The following is a 21,306-nucleotide window of genomic DNA, read 5'->3' on the forward strand; positions in this document are numbered from 1 at the left end:
GCTGTGGAAAAACTGAGTTTGATTATAGACGGCCGTGAGGTGACGGGTTCTGCAGGTGAGACCATCCTGGAGGTGGCCCGGAGGAGCGGTATCGAGATTCCTACTCTCTGTTTCGACGAGCGGTTGAAGCCCTACGGCGGCTGCGGGCTTTGTGTGGTGGAGGTCAAAGGGAGCTCCAAGCTGTTCAGGGCCTGTGCCACCGAGGCCGTTCCTGGGATGGTGGTTACCACCGATTCCCCGCGCATAAGGGAATCCCGCAAGATGACCCTGGAACTGCTGCTCTCCGATCACACGGGGGACTGCCGGCCCCCGTGCACTCTCTCCTGCCCGGCCCAAACGGACTGTCAGGGATATGTCGGCTTGATTGCCAACGGCAGGTACAGGGAGGCGGTTGCTCTCATCAAGGAGAGACTTCCCCTGCCCGCCAGCATCGGACGAGTCTGTCCGCACCCTTGTGAGACCGCCTGTCGCAGGAAGCTGGTTGAGGAACCGGTGGCTATTGCGGCTTTGAAGGCCTTTATGGGTGACCGGGATCTGGCGGGCGGGAATCCCTACCTTCCTGAGGTCAAACCGGCTACCGGGAAGAAGGTAGCCGTTGTGGGATCGGGGCCCGCAGGGCTGACCGCAGCGTACTTCCTGGCCCGGGAGGGGCATGAGGTGACGATCTTTGAGGCCATGCCCAGGCCCGGTGGAATGCTTCGCTACGGCATACCCCAGTACCGTCTGCCTAAAGAGATCCTGGATCGGGAAATCGAGCTGATTGCCCGGATGGGTGTCAGGATCGTCACCAATACAAAGATCGGCAGAGATATCAGCCTGGATTACTTGAGGGAGAATTTCCAGGCCGTGTTTATCGGGATTGGAGCCTGGCGGAGTTCCTCCCTGGGCTGTCCGGGGGAAAACCTGGAGGGGGTGGTTGGCGGGATCGACTTCCTGAGGAGGGTCGCCCACGGCTCCGATGTTGGCATCGGGGAACGGGTCGCCGTGGTCGGAGGCGGGAATACCGCCATGGACGCTGCCCGCACCGCCGTCAGACTGGGAGCGCGGAAGGTCATGGTGGTTTACAGGAGGACCAGAGCGGAGATGCCCGCCGAAGACGTTGAGGTTCAAGAGGCCATGGAAGAGGGGGTAGAGTTCAGATTCTTGGTATCCCCCCTGGAGGTGCTCGGCGATGACCTTGGAAAAGTGAGGGCCATCAGGCTCCGGCGGATGCAGCTGGGAGAGCCTGACGCCAGCGGACGGCGCCGTCCTCTCCCCATCCCCGGGGCCGAGGAGGAGATCGCCGTGGATATGGTGATCGCGGCCATCGGCCAGCAGACGGACGCTTGCGGGTTAGGCGGCCTGGATCTCACGCGTAAGGGAACGATTGCAGTGGACCCCGTCACACTCCAGACGAACATCCCCGGTGTTTTTGCCGGCGGGGATGCCGTAACCGGCCCCGGAATTGCCATCGAGGCGGTTGCCCAGGGGCAGCAGGCAGGGGCGGCCATCAACAGCTACCTTGCGGGTAAACTTGAGGCCCCGCGAAAGGTCTTTGCCGTGACCCGAAAGGATCTCACGGCAGAGGATTTTGCCGACCGGGAACGCACGCCCCGGGCGGCCATGCCCCGGTTGAGCGCCTCCGAACGCAGGGGGAACTTCCGGGAGGTCAACTTGGGGTTCTCGGAAGAGGCGGCTCGCAACGAGGCCAAACGTTGCCTGGAATGCGGCTGCCTGGACTACTTCGAGTGCAAACTTGCCGCCTACGCCGCCGAATACGGCGCCCGGCCGGACCACCTGGAGGGCGCCAAACGCCGGGAAAAATTCCGGGACAGACACCACCTTCTCGAGTTCAACTCGGAAAAGTGCATTCTCTGCGGTCTGTGTGTCCGGATCTGTGATGAGGTGGTGGGGCCGGGGGTACTGGGGCTGGTTGACAGGGGTTTCGATACCGTTGTCAAGCCGGAGTGCGGCCTACCCCTGTCCGAAACGGCCTGCCTTTCCTGCGGCCAGTGTGCCGCCGTTTGTCCTACCGGCGCCTTGTTAGAGCGTCAGCCACTGGACAAACAGGTGCCTTTGTTGATGGATGAGAAACCGTCCCTCTGCTCCTTCTGCAGCCTGGGATGTGAACTGGTTTACAGTGTGCACGGCGGGCTGGTGGGACGCGCTCTGCCCCGCAAGAACGGGCTGCTCTGCCGCAAAGGGCGCTTTGGATTTGCCTACTTTACCCGCGATCGCCTGGAGACACCCCTGGTGCGGATCGACGGACAAAAGGAGGCTGTTTCCTGGGAGGAGGCACTCAACCGTGCGGCTGGGGAGGTAAAACGCATCAGGAAGCGTGAGCAGGAAGATGTCCTGGCCGTGCTTGTTTCTCCTGCGTACACTTTAGAGGAGGCCTGGGCGGCGGCACAGTTTGGGCGGATTGCTCTCGGGACGAAGAGGGTGGGGTCGGCAAACCTTAATCTGGCAGGGTATTCTACTGCCGGTGCCTGGAGCGAACTCCAGGCAGCAGACCTCATTCTGATGGTGGGATCCTGCAACGAATGCCAGATTGCGGCCGTCAGGGTGCGCCAGGCGGTGCGGCGTGGGGCGCAGCTGGTCGTCATCTCTGACGAAGCCGGGCTGGTCGATGACCTGGCCGTTTACAAGGTATCACCTGAGAACGGAACGGGGTTTTTAAAAGAGGTGCTGGCAGCGGCTGCTGAAAAGGGGTTTCCCTTTGACGGCTCCCTGCAGATGACTTTAGGAGGCATAGAGCCGTCCGGCGAGGCAAAGAAGGTGGCCGACTTCTATACGGCAGCGAAGAAGCCCCTTATCCTTGTCGACGGCTTCTCGGTAACGCAAACCGGGGCTCAGCTGCTGTCGGCTCTGGCTCGCCTTGGGGGAAGAATCGGCTCAGCGGGGAGAGGGCTCCTCGTCGTAAGCCCAGGTGGAAATGCGGCCGGGCTCTGGGAGCTGGGAATCAGGACGCCCTTTACGGAAATTCTTGCCGATATTCGACGGGGTGCCTGCCGGGGGCTCTTCGTCTTTGAAGAGGACCCGGTAGGGGCAGGTATCTGCACCCCCTCCGACCTGGAAAGGCTGGACCTGCTGGTTGTGGTATCCACCCGTCTGACGCCGACCGCCGAGATCGCCGGTCTTGTCCTCCCCGGAGCATCTCCGCTGGAGAGCTCCGGCTATTATCTTTCCGCCGATGACCAGCTGAAGGAGCGCTGCCAGGTGCTCCTCCCCGTTACCGGTAAGGATAATGAGGCGGTCATTCAGGAGCTGGCCGGAGCGATGGAGAGCGTCCTCCCTGCCTTCCGGTTAGAGTCGGTAACTGCTGCAGAAGCGCCGGGGCCAGAAAAAGACCTGCCGGCGGCAGATGGCCCGTTATTCGCACCTATGGGGATGGCTGACCTGATTTTGTTTGATTTTTGAACCTGAAAAACTTATAAGGTAATTGTTTTTGGCACAAGAATTGCTTATAATATTAGCACAAAGGACAAAAACAAGTCGAATCAGGTAAGATAATGTCTAATCCTAACTTAGCGGCCCCCGAAGCTGTCGGTTACCTCCCAAGTAAAGAATTTCGACCGGCAGCTTCTTTTTATCTTTTTAAGCTCCCATAATGTGAACGCTTGTTCTCGTGGCACTGCGAGCTTTCCGCCGCAAAAAACCGCCGGTGAACTCTCCGGCGGTTCATCCCGGGGATTAACGGTATGCTTATTGAAATCCTCGCCGATGTTCATTTTATTTCTTCTGCCTACGCATTTCCTCCAGAATGTAGTCATAGAGGAGGTACAGGTCGTCATAAGGGAACTCGTACTGTACCTTCTTACGCTCACCTTCCGGTTTGGGCACCACCCTCAAGGCCTCTTCTTTCACTTCTCTGTGGACTTTTTTGAGCGCCACTGCCATTCTGATCACCATCCTTTCCGGGGGATCGGGGGGTTGTTATAAATTTCACTAATAGCTATACGCAAAATGCGTGCCAGGTAATGGGAGATTCGGCTGGCAGATTAAAAAATTTTTATCTGTATTTGTTACAAAAAGCACAAGCCCCGAGGTCCCTTCGGTTACAGCATGATCGGTGCCGTGGTGGCATCTCGTGCCTATTTTGCGTTAAATGTTCCGATATTACGGAAGAAGATGACGAAAAATCGGAGGTTGGGAGCGGTGTCAAGGGAAGAGAGGATGACGTAGTATGTGTGCCCGCCGGCTGGCAGCCGGGGGATCCGGGAATAAGAAGGGATTTCTCTGCAGAGGGTAAGATTTAGGAATTGCTGACGAGATTCTTTGCCATAATAATTGCTGAGGGGAACTTTTGTGAGGGCAGGGATGCCATATCCGGAAGCAGCAGAGAGCACTCAGGTCGATTGAAGGGCGGAGCAGAATGCCGGTTGCAGATAAGAAAGTGTTGGTGGCTATAGAGGGCAAGGAGCTGCAGCTTTCAAACCTGGACAAGGTTCTTTACCCGGCCGGGGGGTTTACCAAAGCCCAGGTGATCGATTATTACACAAAAATATCTCCGGCGCTGCTGCCTCATCTCCGCGGGCGGCCGGTGACCTTTAAGCGTTATCCCGATGGCGTCCGGGGGGAATCTTTCTACCAGAAGGAGTGCCCCGCGCGCCGTCCGCAGTGGCTGAGGACGGCGCCGCTTCGCATCAGAGGGGGGCGAGAGATCAACTACTGTCTTCTGGAGGATCTGCCTTCACTGATCTGGGCGGCCAATCTGGCCGCCCTTGAACTACACACCTCGCTTTCACTTGCCGATGATCCCCTGTCCCCTAACTTTTTGGCTTTTGACCTGGACCCCGGTCCTCCTGCAGGCATCATCGAGTGTTGCCGGGTAGCTCTGATTTTGAGCAGGCTTCTCCGCCGCTTCCATCTCGAAGGCTTTCCCAAGACTTCCGGTTCCAAGGGACTGCAGGTTTATGTGCCCTTGAATACTCCTGTGAGTTACGAGCGAACAAAGGGATTCGCCAGAGCCTGTGCTGAGGCTTTGGAGATACAGCTACCGGAGTTAGTGGTTTCCCGGATGAGAAAAGACCTGCGCACAGGGAAGGTCTTTATCGATTGGAGCCAAAACGACCCTCACAAGACGACGATCTCCGTTTATTCTTTGCGTGCAAGGGAGCGCCCGACGGTTTCCACCCCGGTGAGCTGGTCGGAGGTGGAAGCAGCAGTTAAAAGGGATGACCCCGAGCTGCTGTTTTTTGAGGCAGAGGAGGCCATTGAGCGGTTTGCAAAATGGGGGGATCTCTTTGGTCCGGTAGTGGAGAAGCAGCAGGTTTTGCCTTGTTTTCAGTGAGATCAAAACCCTGCTGCACCCTTGCTCCTCCGAGAATTCGTCGAGCAGCGGCCGGCCTGAGGTGTTATTATCGCAGAGTCAAAGTGCTGTTGCGGCGTATAATGGGATTAGGAACGGAGAGGGTGGCATCAAAATGGCTGGATTGCGTGTGGGTACCTGGAATATCAAAGGCGGCAGGGGAGCCCGGGGACTTCCTGTGTTGTTCAGAAGGACAAAATACCTCAATCGGATTGCGGAGATAATTAAGACCCTCGAACTCAAGGTGGTAGCCCTCCAGGAGGTGGATGTGAGTACCCTCCGCTGCGGGTTTTTGCACCAACCCGGTTACCTTGTGGAAAGGCTTTCCCGTCTTACGGGTGATGACTGGACCTACCTGTTCGCCAAAACTTTAACCGTTCAGGGGGGAGCTTACGGCAACGCCATCATATCTGCTTTTCCTTTCGATGAGGTCGTCCGGGTGCCGTTGGATGTCCCCGGCCAGAGGGTTGAAAAGCGCCTTTTTCTTTTTGCCCGCCTCTTAATTCCCGGAGGGCCGCCCTGCGGCATCGGCTGTTTTCACCTGTCGGTCGAAGGGGACGGCTTGCGTTTGCAGCAAGTAAAAAGAATTAAAGCTGCACTGTCGGGGCTTTCCCCTCCTCCGCCGTTAATCCTGGGAGGTGATCTCAACGGGGAAAGGAGCAGTGCAGCTTACCAGGAGATGCTGGCAGGAGCATTCCCTCTGTGTGACTTGGGGCCCTCATCCGGGTATTCTTTTACCGACCGCTCCGGCTACAGGGCTCGTATTGACTTCCTCTACGGAAAAGGCGCATTGCCTCTTGCTTCGGGTATTGTCGACAGCGGTGGCGTTTCCGACCATGACCTGGTATGGGTGGAGTGTGAGGTCTAATCGTTCCTGGCCGGAACGCAAATTCGCTCTCCTACGATTAAATTTTTAGGATCAAGTGAGGGATTTTCTTTGAGGATCCTTTGGACGCTGGTATGGAATTTGCGGGCGATCGCTTCCAGGGTGTCCCCCTGTTTGATTGTGTAGGGAACGGTCCCCCGGGGGCAGCGCCTTTCGGGAATGCAGATTTTTTGCCCGACGATTAGATTTCTGGGGTCGATGCCCGGATTGACGTCGATAATGGACTTAACGGTAGTGCCGAAGCGCTTAGCCAGTTCAGAGAGTGTGTCCCCAGGCTGAATTGTATAAAAGAATCCGGGGCATTCGGGTTTAGGAGGTGCCGGTGCGGGGATGCACACCACCTGGCCGATCTGCAGGTTGTTCGGGTCAACTCCTGGGTTGGCGGCCAGAATGGCGTCCAGGCTCACCCCGAAGCGTTGCGCCAGGAGGAAAAAGGTATCGCCCGCCCGGATTGTGTACAGTGTGCCGGGACAGGATGGCTTTGACATGGTGTCATTCACTCCCTCCGTTTAAGATTTTTCAATTTATGTTATGTCTGGAAGAGATTTTGTGCTCCCCTTTCCCTGCTAACATAATCTGGATTGCTCGCAGGAACCCTTCCCCAGAAGGGCCGCTTGTGGCGAAGAGGTAGCGGGCATTGAGGAGGAGCTTGAAGCCAGATGCTCCTGTATGATTCTTATCCTCTTGCCTATACTAATTCCGGAGGTGTTTCCCGGATGGGTATGAGACGCCTGGGGTTGATTTTGGCAGTCGTGATGCTCATCGCTTCGATAGGATCCGGCGTGTTCGGCTGCAGGAGCCCGCAATCCAAACCCCTGCCCGATCGGTCTCAAGAAGAGAAGGAACCGCCGCCCCGGGAACTGCAGCAGCTTCAGACGAGTCTCGAGCAGCTCTACGAAGAGCTCAAGCCGAAACCGGCGGCTCTGGCCGACGAAAAGCAGGCTAAGGCGGAAGGGGAGGAGATGGGTGAAGGAGGGCAAAGGATGGAACGGCCGGAAACTGCAGGGGGGATCGATTGGAGCAGACTTCATCGGCAGGTGGAGAGGATACACATGCAGTGGAGTGGACTGGAGCATAAGGTGATCCAGTCCGGAGCCAGACCGGAAGATGTTGCTGGGATAGAGCGGGAACTCAACGATCTGCCGGCCAGGGTATCGGTTGAGGACCGTTCGGGATTGCGTTTGGAAGCTAACAATGCCGCCGGCTATCTGCCCGATTTTTTGGAACTGTATGCCGTGAGGGTTCCTGCAGACCTGCTGCGCTTGCGCTACCTAGCGCGGGATGTGGTCAACCGGGTGGATGGCGGTGACTGGGCAGGGGCCGACCAGGACATGGTTAAGATGCGGGAACTGTGGTCACGGGCTCTGTTGCAGCTGAAGGATACCCCGCGCACCCTGACGGAGAGTGTGCACTTCGACATCGGCGACCTGGAGGAGGCCGTTAATAAAAGGGACCGGGATCTGGTGTTGATTAAAGAGGAGATTTTCGAAAAAAATCTGGACAGCCTGGTCAGAAGGCTGGAGGCAGAGATTTGATGAGAGGTCTTCCGGTCGCTCTCACCCGGCCGGAGTTGCAGCTGAAATTGTTATAGACCGGGATTTGGGGGCGGCAGAGAGGCGGGCTGGATCGTGAATAAGATCGGTTCCGGTATTAGGGTAGGAATTAAACAGTAAACATCATGGTGAGGTGTGGCGATGCCTGGAAGAAGCTTAAGTGGGGCCAGTTTCTACGAATACAAACTGGATCAGGTTATGAGGCGGCTTGCTGTCGACTCTTACAACTACAACTGGGACCGCTGGGGCTGTTATGTGGATTTTATCTACCGGGGAGAAAGATACTGCTTTGAACACAGCGTCAAGAAGGCAAAGGAGCGGGGCATTGAGCTGAGGAGCGGTTCGGAGGCCTTTATTCAGCTTGTACTGACCTTTGAAGACCTGGCACGCATCCTGGAGCGGGGAGTTTACGGGCTGGATAAATGGGTCCAGGGCATGAGGCACCAGTCTTCTTCGGCAGAAGGAGAGGTGCCTGGTTATTTCAAGGTGCTGGGTTTTGAGGAAATACCCTCCGGCCCCGAGGAGGTACAGCGGCGCTATCAGGTCATGATGGAAAGGCTGCCAGCCGAAGGGACGGGGAATGATGACCTGCAGAGGCTGAAGGAAGCTGCAGATCAGGCTCTTCGTTACTTCCAGGAAACGCAGCCCAACCTGCACTAGTTGATACTTCTAACCTTTTGGGGCGGTGTTTGTTCCATGTTCACCAGCCGGTGGTGGGGTTTCTTCTTCCGGAGGTGTTTCGCTACCGTCTCCCGGCTCTGTTTCCGGATCAGGAGGGGTCTCCGTTTCAGGCGGCGACTCCCCTTTGTCACCAGGCTCCTCCTGTAAATCCGGAAGGTCAATCGCCTCCGCAGGGGGTTCCTCTTCTTTCTCTTCTTCTGGATTTTGGGCAACAACCGGCGGCGCAGGAGTTTTGTCAACAGGAATTTGTTGCCTTTCTTCATAGGGCGGTTCCAGAACGACGTTTGTCGTGGTTATACCGTAGGTGAAGAGATTATAAGCCACCTGACGGGCATGCTCCGGCTCCACCCCCCAGTAGCTGACACCGTTCAGATCGAGAAAGTAGCCGGGGAGCGTCTGGGTGACCACGGCTACGTTTTTCAGGTTGCTTCCTGCCCTGGCCAGGATCAGGAGCTCCTGAAGGTCGAGATTTGTTTCCACATTTTTGTACAGCTGCGGTACCAGCCAGGGGAGTTTCAGCAGGGTGGCAGGCTTTTTCGCCTGCTCGATCAAGGACTTCATCAAGGCGAGCTGCTGTCCGCTGCGGTCGATGTCCCCCAGGGCCTCATTGCGGAACCGGGCGAAGGCCAGTGCCTGCCTGCCGTTCAGCTTTTGTCTGCCCTTTTTGAGGTCGATGATGTATTCTTCTCCGTCGCCGGAGTCATGATTCATGTCTCTGGGAACGTCCACCGTCACCCCACCGAGGATGTCGACGATTTTGATAAAACCCTCCCAGCGCACCAGAACGTATTTATCGACGTCAACGCCGATCAGATCTGATACTACTGCTGCAGTCAGTTCGGGGCCGCCATAACGGGCGGCGGAGTTAATTTTCTGTGTTCCTTTGCCGGGAATCTCCACCCGCGTGTCTCTGGGTATGGAGAGGATGGCTATCCTCTCCGGGCTTACCTGGGCAACCATGATGGTATCCGTATTGCCGACCTTTTCCCCAGGCCTGGCGTCGCTTCCGAGCAGGAGCACGTTGAACTTCTTAAGGGATGCGGTGTTCTCGTCCTTTTGGTGTTCCGAGGTATCGGGGCGGGGAAACACTCCCGCCAGAAAGAGCCCGGCAGTAAAGAGCAAACACGCGAGAATGCAGGCACAGGCGGTGATCAATCCTCCGGTCCTTTTCATCAAGAGCCATCTCCCTTATCAGAGGGTAACCGGTAAAGCCTCTGTCCTTTTTTATTATACCAAAAAGATGTGATGGGAAGAATTGCGGTTATTTGTCGGCTGCGACCGGAGATAAGGCTAAAAAATTGCCGGCGCAGGTGATACCGAAGGGGGTGGTAGCAGGGTCTGAAAAAAGGGGGGGCCGCCGGCATTCCTTGGCCTTCGGAGGAGAAGCCGGGAGTCGGGATTTTATGGAGATTCTTTGATGGCATCGACGGGGCAGCTTTCTACAGCTTCTTTGGCGCAATCCTCGAGATCCTCAGGGACTTCCTCTTCGATCGCCTTGGCTTTCCCGTCCTCGTCCCAATCGTAGATCTCCGGGCAGAGATCGATGCAGGTTCCGCAGCTGATGCAGAGGTCGGGGTCGACAAAAACCTCCATGAGCGCTTTATACCTCCTTTCCCCAGGTTGGGCGTTATTCTTGTTTCCTGTTCTTATTATGTTTTTATTTTGAAAAAATAAACCCGGCGGAAAGGGCGGCAATTTTGAAAAAACTTAACTGGATAGCCCCTCTTTTTCGGGCCGATAATAAGAACACAGGCTCAAGCTGACGCAAGGGAGGTGAGAGAGTGCCCAGAGTGCGCTGTGGCTGCAGCAGATGCGAGTTTAATAATAACAATGAGTGTCAGGCCGATGATGTCGAATTCAAAAGCAGTAGGGATGATGATGGCACCGGTGTTTCCTGCAATACTTTTCGTGCTCGGAGGAATGTCTAATCAGCAAAAAAGGACTTTCCCGGTTGGCGGAAAGTCCTTTTCCATCTTCTGTTGTTTAAAGGGTTTCCAGCCGAAAACCGGCAGCTTTTGCCTGCCTCCTGTTGTAGACATTCCTGGTGTCGACGATAAAAGGGTCTTCTTTCATCAGTTTGCGGAACTCGGTGAGTTTCTCGTAGTCGATGTTCTTCTGCCTGGCCAGTACGGCGATGCCGTTGGCTCCGCGCAGGGCGTCTTCCAGAGAGTTTACCTTAAAAGGATACTGGTGCGGAACTGCAGGGTCGTAGGCGGCAACGGTGACACCGGCGGATTCTAGAAATTGGATTACTTTCAGTGCTGGGCTTAAGCGATCATCGTTGGAATAGTCCTTCATGGCAATCCCCAAAACGGCGACCTTGGCCCGAGACGGAGGGACGGGCAGATTCTTAAGAATCAGGCCGGCAATTCGCCGGGGGGTTTCATCGTTTATCCGCCGCGCCACCGGAAGCAGGCGGAGGTTGAGGTTGGCCTCGAGGGCGCGGGGTAGGAGATAATAGAGGGCGTTCGGCAGACAGTATCCGCCTACACCGGGTCCTGGCTGCAACAGATTGACTCTCTTATGGGTGTTGGCCAGCCTGATCACTTCGAAAATATCGATGCCGATAGCCTTGGTGAAAACGGCGAATTCATTGACCATGGCAATATCCACGTCTCTGGAGATGTTTTCAAAAACTTTGGCCGTTTCCACAACTTCGTAACTGCTGGCTTCGTGAATTTCGGCCCTCGTGACGATGCTCAAAACTTCCCTAGCGCGTTTTAGGCTTTTTTCTCCCGCTCCGGCCACAAGTGTTGGCATGTTTTCGAACTCTTCGAAGGCGCGCCCTTCGGCGATGCGCTCAGATGCATAAGCGAGATAGAAGTCCCTTTCCGCCTGCAAGCCTGAGCTTTCCAGAATGGGTTGAAGGAGGCGACGGGTTGTGCCCGGGGTGACGGTGCTGCGGATGAGAACCAGCTGCCCGGGGCGCAGATAACTGGCGATGGTCTGAACGGCGGCTCGAATGTAGCTGTAGTCAGGTATGCCGTCAGTGACTGGCACTCCTACTGTGACGATTACGTCGGTTGAGGATTTAGTGGCCTGCTCCGGGTCGGTGGTTGCCCGGAATCTGCCTGCGGCCAGCTGCTCCTTTAAGATCTGCTGGATGGGGATCCCATCCTTTGCCTCCAGGTGGTAGGTGACCCCTTTATTTAAGTCCTGCACGAGCTGTTCATCGACATCTACACCGATCACCCGGCACCCTTTTAAGGCAAAGCTGAGGGCAAGCGGAAGTCCGATAAAACCGAGTCCGAAAATTGCCACCTGTCTTTCTGATTCCATGAGATTCATCCTTTCCAGTTCTCCTTAATGTTTGTACTCCAAGAGATATTCTTCACAAGCGTACGGGTTCCTTTCGATCAGATCTGTTAACAACTACAATTTCGGTGCTATTTTTTCCATGATCTCCGCAACCCTTTGCTCCCAGGAATTTTCTTGAGCCCTTTTTAAGCGCAGCTTCCGGCGTTCCGGAGTTTCCAAGGTCAGTGCCTGCTCGATTTTTTTGAGGAACTCGGCGGGGGTCCTGGCAATTTCTACTACATCGGCAAAGGGTTCTACTGCCGGAAGGGGGACAGAAACCACCGGCTTTCCAGAGGCCAGATATTCGTAGAACTTCAGCGGACTGACCGTTGCCGTCAACCGGTTCAGCCGGAAGGCGTTCAGGCAGATGTCAAAACCCTTGAAATAAGAGGGCAGGACCTCTTTGTTCCTTCTGCCGAGCAGATGCACATTGGGGAGGGAGTGCAGCCTCTTGAGATCGACTCCTGGCCCCGCGGGGCCTACCAGAACGAAGGACCACCCCGGACGCGCTGCGGCCAGATCGGCTATTAAGTCCAGGTCTATCCAGTCCTGAATTACGCCGACGAAGCCGATCACCGGATGGGGAAGCCCCTTCAGTTCCGGAGCCAGGGGTGTTGTTTCTAAAACTGACTTCTGGAAGTGGTCGACATCCGCCGCGTTGGGTATCAGGTGAATTTCCCGGCAGAAGGGCTTTCTTTTTTCGTAGAGGCCCTCGGCCGTCGTAAAGACGATATCTGCCTTCTCAAGAAGGCTTTTCTCCATATCCCAGACGGTTTCCGGGCGGAAACCGCTGTATGCGGAGTGCTCGTCCACACAATCGTAGATCACCAGCTTTTCTCCCAGCCTGCCGACGATGTCGGCGCTGTTGGGCAGGTAAGTCCAGAGCAGTGGCTCCCGGAAGTTCAGCCGGCGTGCCGCCCGGCGAATGAAGGGGGCCAGCCAGGCCTGATTAAGCCTGTTTACCTGCCGGTAGATGTTACCAAAGGGGGCGATGACGGGAGGGGAGTACAGATAGATGTTTTCCCTCCACTGCCGCAGTCCTTTCCACCACAGGGGCCACTTTTTCCAGCAGGCCTTGTTTTTGAAAGGGGAGAGCAGAGAAATCGGGGGCTCTACGTAAAGGATGCGGTTGGAAAGGGGCAGCCGGGAGATGATCTGCTGCTTGCGCGTCCAGATGGGATCCCAGTCGACTGTGGAAAGGCAGATGATGTCCTGATTCTCTATTGCTGTTCTCATTCTTCATCACTCCGGCAGTTATTGTATCATAATTTACCTGCTATTCTTCCGGCTCTCGATCGGACGGCAGCCTTTCGATTAGGCGAGCGCTGGAAGTATTTTCGGGGCAAAAGGGATTGATTTACGGAGCAAGCCGTTCTGCGAGAGTGTCAGTCCGCCGTTTCGTTAGAGCTGCCTGCTGCCAGGGCAGCTTCGGCCAGCAGAAGGGCGGCCCAGATCCTCACCCACTCCGGCGATACCTCCGCCGTTGCTATCCCCGCGGCGGCATCCTGCCGGGTTCGGGCACCTGCCGGCCGGCGTGTGGTGGGCATCTCTTCGGCGGCCTCTAAACTGCCGTTGAGGGATGACGTGTTGCGGGCGGCCTCCAGGACGCGCTGCAGGTATTTTTGCGTTTCCGGAAAAGGGGGCACCCCCTTGTATTTTTCCACCGTTCCCGGGCCGGCGTTGTATGCAGCCAGAGCGAGGCGGACATCTCCACCAAAGCGGTCGAGGAGGGAGCGGAGGTATCTGGCTCCGCCGAAGATGTTTTCCCTGGGGTCAAAGGGGTTTTTGACTCCTAGAGAGAGCGCCGTCGAGGGCATCAGCTGCATCAACCCCTGGGCTCCGGCACGGGAAACCGCTCGGGGATTGAGGTTCGACTCCACCAGGGCGACTGCCTTCAGCAGGGCCGGCGGCAATCCCCATTTTTCCCCTGCTTCCTGGAAGATCGAGTCGAAGCTGTTCCCCTCCTTTCTGAGGGCTTTTTGCAGAGCCTGGGTGAAGTTCCCCTTTTCTCCTTGGGCAACGGATTGGGGCCGTAGGCCCTTAGATGTTGCTAAAAGGACTTCTTCAATCACGGGAAGCACCTGCTTTGCAGTAGGATTAATAATTATCGAAAAAATTCACAATAGCATTTGACTAACAAAATAGTATTTGGTATTATCTATTGTGTAAAGGGGAAGTGATTTATTTCACAAAGCATCTAAAAAAATAGAGGGATTAAAAAACCCTCTATAAAAACGAGGCCCCCGAAGCCGCCAGGTGCCCCCCCTAAAAGTGATAGCATGGACAGCTATCATCCTGGCGGCTTCTTTAATATAAGCTATTCTCCATTGATGCTCTAATTCCTGCTGCGTAAAATGTTTTTTTTTCTTTAATCTCGTCCTCTTTTGTTACTCATTGTCGACGTCAAAATAACATCGATAACAAGACTCTGGCAGTCGAGATACAGCATTCCTCGAACTGTGATGCATACTGGCGATCTGGCGTGACAAGGGGAGACCGTTGCGCTGCCTACTATCGCAGTATGCCTTTCCGCTCTCTTGAGCGGCAGCAGTTGGCAAATATTTTATCCGTCCCCGATGGAGGAAAAAAGAAGGATATAATCAAAGTAATATAGTGGTGTTCTTGAGAGATGTCAGGACTCCATCTTGCGGCTGTTTGGTCTGTTTATCAGGGTGCTTGGAGCCGGGCTTCTGTCAGGCTAGGTGACGGAAATCCGGAAACCTTTGCTCATCCCTGACGAGAATTCGGAAAGCTGGTATAGATTTTGCATAAGATTTTGGTTGAAGATTATCTTGAGAAGTATAACGAAAAAACGGAACCAGCAATCGTTCTGTAGGTGAGATCGCAGGGAGTTGTTGCTATGTTAAAGGAGCAAGAACGCGAGCGGTACAGCAGGCAGCTGATAATCGACGGCTTTGGAGAAGAAGGACAAGAGCGCCTTGCTGCGGGGAGGGTTTTGGTTGTCGGCGCCGGAGGTCTGGGATCGGCAGCTGCCTATTACCTGGCGGCTGCCGGGGTAGGAACAATCGGGATCATCGACGACCAGGACGTGGAACTGTCCAACCTGCAGCGACAGATCCTGCACGATACCGGCAGGATCGGGATGTCGAAAGCGGAGTCGGCAAAAATGACGTTAAGTGCCCTCAATCCTGAGATCGAGGTTATACCTTATGATTTCAGACTGACCGCTGCCAATGCCCGGGAGCTTGTGGAGAGATATGATATTGTGGTTGCTGCTCTGGATAATGAGGAAACCCGTTACCTGATAAACGAGGTCTGCGTTACCTTGCGGAAGCCTTTAGTCGAGGGGGGGGTGCTGGGGTTTAGCGGGCGTCTGATGACCGTCCTGCCGGGTGTTGGCCCCTGCTATGCCTGCGTCTTCCCCCCTTCCCGGCGTGTTGGCGGGGAGGAGCCGGATGCGGGCGGCCCCCTTCCCGTTTTAAGCACCTCTCCCGGAATTATCGGCGTATTGCAGGCTCATGAGGTGTTGAAGCTGTTGCTGAAGGTAGGTAACCCGCTGGTCGGCAGGATGCTGTTTTTCGACGGTATGTCGACTTCTTTTCATGAGCTGGAAGTGAAGAGGGCCGGGGATTGCCCCTGCTGCAGTTTGCTTCGGGGAGGTGATGAAGATGCCGGAGCAGAAAGCACAGTTGATTGAAAAGCTGACCGGTGTTTATGCCTCGAAACGCAGTTATTACACCGAATTGAAAGAGAAGATTGCGGAGATCTCCAAGAGGAATTCTCAACTGGAGATCATCAATGAGCTGGCGCAGGAATTTAATATCAGTCTGCCGAAGGATTGCCTCGACAACACGGCGAAGAAGATATTTGACCAGGCCGGTCAGATTTTTTATCTGAAGCGGATTATTATTTTGACGCTGAAAGGAGGGCGGCTGTTCGCCTCTTACTGCCACCCCCTTGATGAACGCTGCCGAAGAGGTAAAGAGATTTCCAGGTCTGCGGGAAAAACCCTCTGGGAGTCCATAACCGGGGAACGGCAGCTTGTCTGGTTCCGGGATAGCGGCAGCGAGGACGACTACCTGACGGGGCTGGGCCTGGAGGTGGCCGTGATCAGCCCTTTGATCACGCAGAACAAGATTTACGGTCTTTTTATAGTAGGGAGCGACCGGCAGACCACGTACGATCCTTTGGACCTGGCTTTTCTCCAGCAGCTCGCCAATCAGCTGGCGATTTACCTCCAGGACGGTGCTCTCTTTGCCGAGGTCAACAGGGCGAAGTCCGAATGGGAGGCGACATTCAAAGCAGTAAGGGACAGCATCGTTCTTCTCGACCGGGAGCTCCAAATTCTGCGGGTGAACCTGGCGGCATTGCAGTTCTGCGGGCTTCCCGAGGATGAGATCCTGGGGAAGAAGTACTGCGATATCTTCTGTACGGTGAAAGGCAACTGTTCCGATTGCAGCATTAAAGAGGCCCTGGAGACGGGGGAAACGGCTACCACCCAGCGGCAGCTGGAAGACGGTCGGGTGCTGGAGATGTATGCCTATCCGGCCTTTCAGCAGATCAGGGATCTCGGTGTGGTGGTCTACCTGAAGGATATAACGGAAAGGCTGAAAATGCAGGTCCAGCTTCTGCAGGCGGCGCGCCTGGCAGCCCTCGGGGAGATGGCGGCAGGTGTTGCTCACGAACTGAATACTCCCCTTGCCGTGATTATAGGAGATGCCCAACTGCTAATGCGGGGACTGCCGGAAACAGACCGGAGATACAAGATTTTGGAGGATATCAAGGCCTGCGGGCTGCGCTGCAAGAGGATTGTGCGCGGACTGCTCACCTTTTCCAGACAGGAGCAGTACGTTTTCGAGCCTCTATCGCTGAACAGCGTCGTCGATGAGGCCTTGAAGCTGGTGTCCTATCACATTGAGACCGACAACATCGAAATGGTCCTCGACTTAAGCGAGGATCTTCCCCCCATCGAAGGAAACGCCCAGCAGCTGGAGCAGGTCATCGTAAACCTGTTGCTTAACGCCAAACAGTCTTTCGAAAAGAAGACCGAGGGGCGCCGGATTGTGGTGCAAACGGGCTTCGATGAGGAGAGAAACCAGGTTTTTGTTAAAGTAATCGACAACGGCAAAGGGGTACCGCAGCAGATCATCACCAAGATTTTCGATCCCTTTTTCACCAGCAAGGGCGGTGGCGGAACGGGCCTGGGCCTTTCGGTGAGCCTGGGGATCGTTCAGAAGCACGGCGGGACCATCGCTGTCGAGAGTGAGCCCGGCAAGGGATCGACGTTTACAGTCTATCTCCCCCCTTCCCCGACCCCAACCGATGGTGGGAGCGAGAACGGCGGCGGAAGGAAGGAAACGGCCGACGGGGAATGAGAAGAGGATATAGGGAGGGGTAAACGATAGCGGCGCGGGTTTTAGTTGTCGATGATGAGGTAGAAATGGGAAACTTTTTCCGGTTCTTTCTGGAAGGAAAGGGTTATGAGGTCGAAGTTGCCGAAAACGGCCGGCAGGCAAGGAAGGCCCTGCAGAACTATTATCACCTGGTGATGCTCGATCTGAAGCTGCCGGATACCGACGGCCTTACCCTTCTGCGGGAGGTGAAGGGGCGCCATCCCCGCAGTGAAGTTTTGATCATGACCGGCTATTCTACCGTCAAGTCTGCAGTAGAGGCCATTCAAGTGGGGGCTTACGACTATTTGGAAAAGCCCTTTGACGACCTGGATGCTCTGGAAGCCATTATCGACCGGGCCTTGAACCGCGCCCTGGCGCGGGGGGAGACCTTCGAAGACGATACACTCGCCCAGAGAAAAAAGGTGATGGAGAAAATCGGGTTTGTGGCCGGTAGAAGCGAGAAAATGCAGCGGCTGCTGACTATAGCCGAAAAGCTGGCAACCAAGAACATTACTATTCTAATCAGAGGGGAAACGGGAACCGGCAAGGAGGTGCTCGCCCGTTATATTCACGCAGTCAGCAACCGTGCCGACCAACCTTTCCTTGCCATTAACTGCGGTGCCTTTACCGAGAATCTTCTGGAGAGTGAGCTGTTCGGCCACGAAAAGGGCGCTTTCACCGGTGCTACCAGCATGCACAGAGGAATTTTCGAGCTGGCGCACCGGGGCACCCTTTTCTTAGACGAAATCGGGGAGGCCAGCCTGGCGATTCAGGTAAAGCTTCTGCGGGTCCTGGAAACCGGGGAAATATTTCGGGTCGGTGGTGAGAAGCCGATCCGCGTCGATACCAGGGTGATCGCGGCGACCAATGCTCCCCTGGAAAAGCTTGTGGCGGAAAAGCGCTTCCGGGAGGACCTGTTTTACCGGCTGGACGTGGTGACGCTGACCCTTCCTCCTCTGCGGGAGCGGAAGGAAGATATCTGCCTGCTGGCCGAACACTTTCTCAGCAGTTACTTTGAACCTGACCAGGTGCCCCGTCTCAGCAGCGAGGTGGTTGAGGCATTAGAACGCTATAATTGGCCGGGAAACATCCGTGAGCTTGCCAATGTGATGGCCCAGGTTGCTGCCATCTGTGACGGAAAGACCATTTTGCCGGAACATCTTCCGGCCAAGATTACTAAAAAGCAGCGAGAAGAGGAGCAGGCCGCAGCGGCTCCCGGCGCCGATGCTGATGAGGTGAGGGCGCAGGATGACCCTACGCCTGCGCCGGACCAGCGCTGGAAGGAGGAGGCAGCAGCCGTCTTGGCAGCCTTTATCCGGGAGGTTGACGTGAAAGGTGGATTTGACCTGCCGGCTTTTATAGATGATTTGAAAAGGGTTACCTCAGACGCAGTCCGCCAACTGATCAGAAAAGCACTAGAAGAATCAGGATGGCGTTACCCGCAGGCGGCAGAGTGGCTGCAGACGACGCCCCGGGTATTGCGCTACCTTTACAAAGAAAAGAATTAACAAATTAACTCAATGAGAGGGTTCCGCATTGTTCTTCCCAGTTATCCCATTTCAACTATCCCACCAGAGATCCTTTACAACGTCCCCCAGCATACCTGTTCTTTGGAAGGAGAGATGCCGCCTCGATAACGGATTAAGAGATAAAGAGCATCTGTTTTTCCCCAGTCAAATCGCATGGAGAGTAATAAAAGAAATACCGGATTCCAGCCGGCGAAGCAAACTGAGAAAAGGGAGGTGTTGCGAGAGAGGGTCTGGTTTGTATTAGAAACTGTAAGGGTTGAAGGCGTTTCCTGACTGTTTGGTTCGAGGTGTCATAAGGCATTTTCTGAATAACGGTACCTTGGATGTGTTTCAAAGAAAAAAAGTTGTTAAAAAGAAAACAGAATCCTCAAGGGAGGTGAAGCGTCTGGCCGGAGTTGAAGGCCGGACTTGCGGATGGCAAAGGTACTGATGCTCAATCCTGAGAAGTGTATATCCTGCCGCACCTGCGAACTGGCGTGCTCATTTAAACATGACAAAGAGTTTCGCCCCAGTGCGGCGCGGGTCAATGTGGTGCAGTTTGAGAAAGAGGGGATTTCTGTACCACTGATGTGTCTGCAGTGTGACACTGCAGCGTGTGAAAAGGTCTGCCCCACGGGGGCGCTTAAGCGCAATATAGCGACAGGTGCCCTGGAGGTAGATGACAATAAGTGCATCCGCTGCAAGATGTGCATTCAGGCCTGTCCCTTTGGCAATGCCTCCTATGATTCCGTGAAGAACCGGGTTCTCCGCTGCGACCTCTGTGGTGGCGATCCGCAGTGCGCCCGGTTCTGTCCCGGTGGAGCCATCACTTACGTTGAGGCGACGGCGGGGGCGCTGGCCAAGAAACGGGCGTACGCTGCAAAATTCAAAGAGGTGCTGCAGGAGGTGAGCAAATAATGTACGGCTGGGTAGGTCGGATTCTGCGTGTGAACTTAAGTGACGGAACCATTAAAAAAGAGCCCTTGGACCCGATAGAGGCCAGGAATTATATCGGTGCCCGGGGATTGGGGACTCGCTTCTGGGTCAAGGAATGTGACGCCGAGATCGATCCCCTTAGTGAAGCAAACAATTTAATCTTTATGACCGGTCCTCTGACCGGTACACTGGCAACTAATGCCGGTCGCTACAATGTTATCTGCAAGGCGCCGCTCACCGGGGCTATGGCGGCATCAAACTCAGGAGGCTATTGGGGGCCCGAACTGAAATACGCCGGATATGACGGGATCATCATTGAAGGCAAAGCTGAGAAGCCGGTTTATCTCTGGATCAACGACGATCAGGTGGAGATCCGGAGTGCAGAGCATCTCTGGGGCAAAGACGTCAATGAGACGACCGATACCCTGCGCAATGAAACCGACTTCGATGCCCGGGTGGCGTGCATCGGGCCGGCAGGGGAGAACCTGGTTAAATTCGCCTGCGTCGTCAACGACTATACCCGTGCTGCCGGGCGTTCCGGCGTCGGAGCGGTTATGGGCTCCAAAAACCTGAAAGCGGTAGTGGTCAAGGGAACTGGAGCGGTCAGGGTAGCGGATCCCGATGCCTTCATGGAAGCGCTGGCGAAGGCGAGAGAAATGGTCAAGAACCATCCGGTGACCGGTCAGGGGCTGCCTGCCTATGGCACCGGAATACTGGTAAACATCCTTGATCAATCCGGTGGTTACCCGGTCAACAACTTCCGCGATTCCGGGCAGTTTCAGTTCGCCGAGGAAACCAGCGGTGAAACCCTGGCCAAGACCTATCTGGTTCGCAACAAGGGCTGCATGGGCTGCGGCATTGGCTGTGGGCGGATCACCCGTGTACCCGAAGGGCCTTATAAGGGATTCGGAGAGGGCCCCGAGTACGAAGCCCAGTGGTCGCTGGGGGCAGACTGTGGGGTTGGTGACCTGGCGGCGATCCTCAAGGCCAACAACTACTGCAACGAGCTGGGGATGGATCCTATTACACTGGGTAGCACTATTGCTTGTGCTTTTGAACTCTACGAAATTGGAGCCATTACTGAGAAGGAAACCGGGATACCGTTGGGATTCGGGAATGCGGCAGCAATGGTTGAGCTTTCCAGAAAAGCTGCTTACAGAGAAGGTTTCGGCAATGATATAGCTGAAGGTTCTTACCGTCTGGCCAGCAAGTACGGGCATCCGGAACTGTCGATGAGTTGCAAGAAACAGGAAATGGCCGCCTACGACCCGCGCGTCCTGCAGGGGATGGGCCTCAACTACGCCACCAACAACCGCGGCGGCTGCCATGTCCGCGGCTATATGACCGCTCCGGAGATATTGGGAATTCCGGAGAAGCTGGACAACCTGGCAACCGAAGGGAAGGCTCAGTGGACGAAGATCTTCCAGGATCTCACCGCGGCCGTAGACTCTTCCGGGATCTGCCTCTTCCTGACATTTGCCATCGGAGCACCGGAACTTTCCGAACAACTCACAGCTGCAACAGGGATTGACTTTACCGTTGAAGAAATAATGAAGATCGGCGAGAGGATCTGGAACATGGAGCGACTCTTCCTCCTGGCGAACGGCTTTACCAAAGCGGACGATACGCTGCCGCCGCGCATTTTGAAGGAGCCGGTCAAGGTCGGCCCCTGCAAGGGAGCGGTCAGCAAACTGGATGTCATGCTTCCGGAGTACTACGAGGTGCGCGGATGGGACGCTGAGGGCAGGCCGACCCCAGAGAAGCTACAAGAGCTAGGCCTCCAATAACGCATGAATGGGGG

Annotated in this window: 18 protein-coding genes; 11 read left to right on the forward strand and 7 right to left on the reverse strand. The window is 55.5% G+C overall.

Features of this window, described 5'->3' with window-relative positions:
- Window positions 1-3 precede the first annotated feature (3 nt).
- Window positions 4-3,399 (forward strand): NAD(P)-binding protein, encoded by a 3,396-nt coding sequence (locus TPH_RS04045; RefSeq protein ID WP_015049920.1) that lies wholly within the window; start codon window positions 4-6, stop codon window positions 3,397-3,399.
- A 312-nt stretch (window positions 3,400-3,711) separates the two neighbouring features.
- Here the strand turns inward: TPH_RS04045 and TPH_RS15360 are convergent, their stop codons facing one another.
- Window positions 3,712-3,879, reverse strand: coding sequence for a hypothetical protein (locus TPH_RS15360; protein ID WP_015049921.1), 168 nt, complete (start codon window positions 3,877-3,879; stop codon window positions 3,712-3,714).
- A 475-nt stretch (window positions 3,880-4,354) separates the two neighbouring features.
- Between TPH_RS15360 and ligD the strand changes: the two genes are divergently transcribed.
- Window positions 4,355-5,272 (forward strand): non-homologous end-joining DNA ligase, encoded by a 918-nt coding sequence (ligD, locus tag TPH_RS04055; protein WP_015049922.1) that lies wholly within the window; start codon window positions 4,355-4,357, stop codon window positions 5,270-5,272.
- A gap of 133 nt (window positions 5,273-5,405) precedes the next feature.
- A complete protein-coding gene (locus TPH_RS04060; protein ID WP_015049923.1) occupies window positions 5,406-6,158 on the forward strand; it encodes an endonuclease/exonuclease/phosphatase family protein in 753 nt (250 codons plus the stop codon).
- Here the strand turns inward: TPH_RS04060 and TPH_RS04065 are convergent.
- A complete protein-coding gene (locus tag TPH_RS04065) occupies window positions 6,155-6,676 on the reverse strand; it encodes a LysM peptidoglycan-binding domain-containing protein (RefSeq protein ID WP_236608820.1) in 522 nt (173 codons plus the stop codon). The genes TPH_RS04060 and TPH_RS04065 overlap by 4 nt on opposite strands.
- 159 nt (window positions 6,677-6,835) lie before the next feature.
- On the opposite strand from TPH_RS04065, the gene TPH_RS04070 reads away from it, so the two are divergent.
- Complete coding sequence (locus TPH_RS04070) at window positions 6,836-7,711, forward strand: hypothetical protein (protein ID WP_015049925.1); 876 nt, start codon at window positions 6,836-6,838, stop codon at window positions 7,709-7,711.
- 159 nt (window positions 7,712-7,870) lie between these two features.
- Window positions 7,871-8,389 (forward strand): hypothetical protein, encoded by a 519-nt coding sequence (locus tag TPH_RS04075; RefSeq protein ID WP_015049926.1) that lies wholly within the window; start codon window positions 7,871-7,873, stop codon window positions 8,387-8,389.
- A 9-nt stretch (window positions 8,390-8,398) separates the two neighbouring features.
- Here the strand turns inward: TPH_RS04075 and TPH_RS04080 are convergent, their stop codons facing one another.
- The gene (locus TPH_RS04080; protein ID WP_015049927.1) at window positions 8,399-9,583 is read right to left on the reverse strand and encodes an LCP family protein; all 1,185 of its coding nucleotides are present in this window, start codon (window positions 9,581-9,583) and stop codon (window positions 8,399-8,401) included.
- A gap of 228 nt (window positions 9,584-9,811) precedes the next feature.
- Window positions 9,812-10,003 carry a ferredoxin gene (locus TPH_RS04085; protein ID WP_015049928.1) on the reverse strand — a complete coding sequence of 64 codons (192 nt, stop codon included), beginning with the start codon at window positions 10,001-10,003 and terminating at the stop codon, window positions 9,812-9,814.
- A gap of 188 nt (window positions 10,004-10,191) precedes the next feature.
- Between TPH_RS04085 and TPH_RS15085 the strand changes: the two genes are divergently transcribed.
- Window positions 10,192-10,338 (forward strand): DUF1540 domain-containing protein, encoded by a 147-nt coding sequence (locus TPH_RS15085; protein WP_148275839.1) that lies wholly within the window; start codon window positions 10,192-10,194, stop codon window positions 10,336-10,338.
- A 55-nt stretch (window positions 10,339-10,393) separates the two neighbouring features.
- Here TPH_RS15085 and TPH_RS04090 read toward each other — a convergent pair whose 3' ends face one another.
- The 3 genes from TPH_RS04090 to TPH_RS04100 form a co-directional block, all read right to left on the reverse strand.
- Complete coding sequence (locus TPH_RS04090) at window positions 10,394-11,698, reverse strand: nucleotide sugar dehydrogenase (RefSeq protein WP_015049929.1); 1,305 nt, start codon at window positions 11,696-11,698, stop codon at window positions 10,394-10,396.
- A gap of 84 nt (window positions 11,699-11,782) precedes the next feature.
- Complete coding sequence (locus tag TPH_RS04095; protein WP_015049930.1) at window positions 11,783-12,943, reverse strand: glycosyltransferase family protein; 1,161 nt, start codon at window positions 12,941-12,943, stop codon at window positions 11,783-11,785.
- A gap of 149 nt (window positions 12,944-13,092) precedes the next feature.
- Window positions 13,093-13,779: a lytic transglycosylase domain-containing protein gene (locus tag TPH_RS04100; RefSeq protein ID WP_015049931.1), complete on the reverse strand. Its 687-nt coding sequence runs from the start codon at window positions 13,777-13,779 to the stop codon at window positions 13,093-13,095.
- Between the two features lie 788 nt (window positions 13,780-14,567).
- On the opposite strand from TPH_RS04100, the gene TPH_RS04105 reads away from it, so the two are divergent.
- The 5 genes from TPH_RS04105 to TPH_RS04125 all read left to right on the forward strand — a co-directional run bounded on the left by TPH_RS04105 (window position 14,568) and on the right by TPH_RS04125 (window position 21,292).
- On the forward strand, window positions 14,568-15,365 hold the full coding sequence (locus TPH_RS04105) for a HesA/MoeB/ThiF family protein (RefSeq protein ID WP_015049932.1): 798 nt from the start codon (window positions 14,568-14,570) through the stop codon (window positions 15,363-15,365).
- Window positions 15,337-17,043: an ATP-binding protein gene (locus TPH_RS04110; protein WP_015049933.1), complete on the forward strand. Its 1,707-nt coding sequence runs from the start codon at window positions 15,337-15,339 to the stop codon at window positions 17,041-17,043. Before TPH_RS04105 ends, TPH_RS04110 begins: the two co-directional genes overlap by 29 nt.
- A 26-nt stretch (window positions 17,044-17,069) precedes the next feature.
- A complete protein-coding gene (locus tag TPH_RS04115) occupies window positions 17,070-18,569 on the forward strand; it encodes a sigma-54-dependent transcriptional regulator (RefSeq protein WP_269077493.1) in 1,500 nt (499 codons plus the stop codon).
- Window positions 18,570-19,004: 435 nt separating this feature from the next.
- On the forward strand, window positions 19,005-19,487 hold the full coding sequence (locus TPH_RS04120) for a 4Fe-4S dicluster domain-containing protein (protein ID WP_015049582.1): 483 nt from the start codon (window positions 19,005-19,007) through the stop codon (window positions 19,485-19,487).
- Complete coding sequence (locus TPH_RS04125) at window positions 19,487-21,292, forward strand: aldehyde ferredoxin oxidoreductase family protein (protein ID WP_015049583.1); 1,806 nt, start codon at window positions 19,487-19,489, stop codon at window positions 21,290-21,292. The genes TPH_RS04120 and TPH_RS04125 overlap by 1 nt, the downstream gene beginning before the upstream one ends.
- Window positions 21,293-21,306 lie beyond the last annotated feature (14 nt).

This window comes from Thermacetogenium phaeum DSM 12270 (assembly GCF_000305935.1).
Taxonomy (GTDB): Bacteria; Bacillota; DSM-12270; order Thermacetogeniales; family Thermacetogeniaceae; genus Thermacetogenium; species Thermacetogenium phaeum.

Coding starts and splice junctions, on each gene's coding strand:
- TPH_RS15360 (WP_015049921.1), bottom strand. CDS start 3,879: ATGGCAGTGGCGCTCAAAAAAGTCCACAGAGAAGTGAAAGAAGAGGCC.
- ligD (WP_015049922.1), top strand. CDS start 4,355: ATGCCGGTTGCAGATAAGAAAGTGTTGGTGGCTATAGAGGGCAAGGAG.
- TPH_RS04060 (WP_015049923.1), top strand. CDS start 5,406: ATGGCTGGATTGCGTGTGGGTACCTGGAATATCAAAGGCGGCAGGGGA.
- TPH_RS04070 (WP_015049925.1), top strand. CDS start 6,836: ATGCTCCTGTATGATTCTTATCCTCTTGCCTATACTAATTCCGGAGGT.
- TPH_RS04075 (WP_015049926.1), top strand. CDS start 7,871: ATGCCTGGAAGAAGCTTAAGTGGGGCCAGTTTCTACGAATACAAACTG.
- TPH_RS04080 (WP_015049927.1), bottom strand. CDS start 9,583: ATGAAAAGGACCGGAGGATTGATCACCGCCTGTGCCTGCATTCTCGCG.
- TPH_RS04085 (WP_015049928.1), bottom strand. CDS start 10,003: ATGGAGGTTTTTGTCGACCCCGACCTCTGCATCAGCTGCGGAACCTGC.
- TPH_RS04090 (WP_015049929.1), bottom strand. CDS start 11,698: ATGAATCTCATGGAATCAGAAAGACAGGTGGCAATTTTCGGACTCGGT.
- TPH_RS04095 (WP_015049930.1), bottom strand. CDS start 12,943: ATGAGAACAGCAATAGAGAATCAGGACATCATCTGCCTTTCCACAGTC.
- TPH_RS04105 (WP_015049932.1), top strand. CDS start 14,568: ATGTTAAAGGAGCAAGAACGCGAGCGGTACAGCAGGCAGCTGATAATC.
- TPH_RS04110 (WP_015049933.1), top strand. CDS start 15,337: ATGCCGGAGCAGAAAGCACAGTTGATTGAAAAGCTGACCGGTGTTTAT.
- TPH_RS04120 (WP_015049582.1), top strand. CDS start 19,005: ATGGCAAAGGTACTGATGCTCAATCCTGAGAAGTGTATATCCTGCCGC.
- TPH_RS04125 (WP_015049583.1), top strand. CDS start 19,487: ATGTACGGCTGGGTAGGTCGGATTCTGCGTGTGAACTTAAGTGACGGA.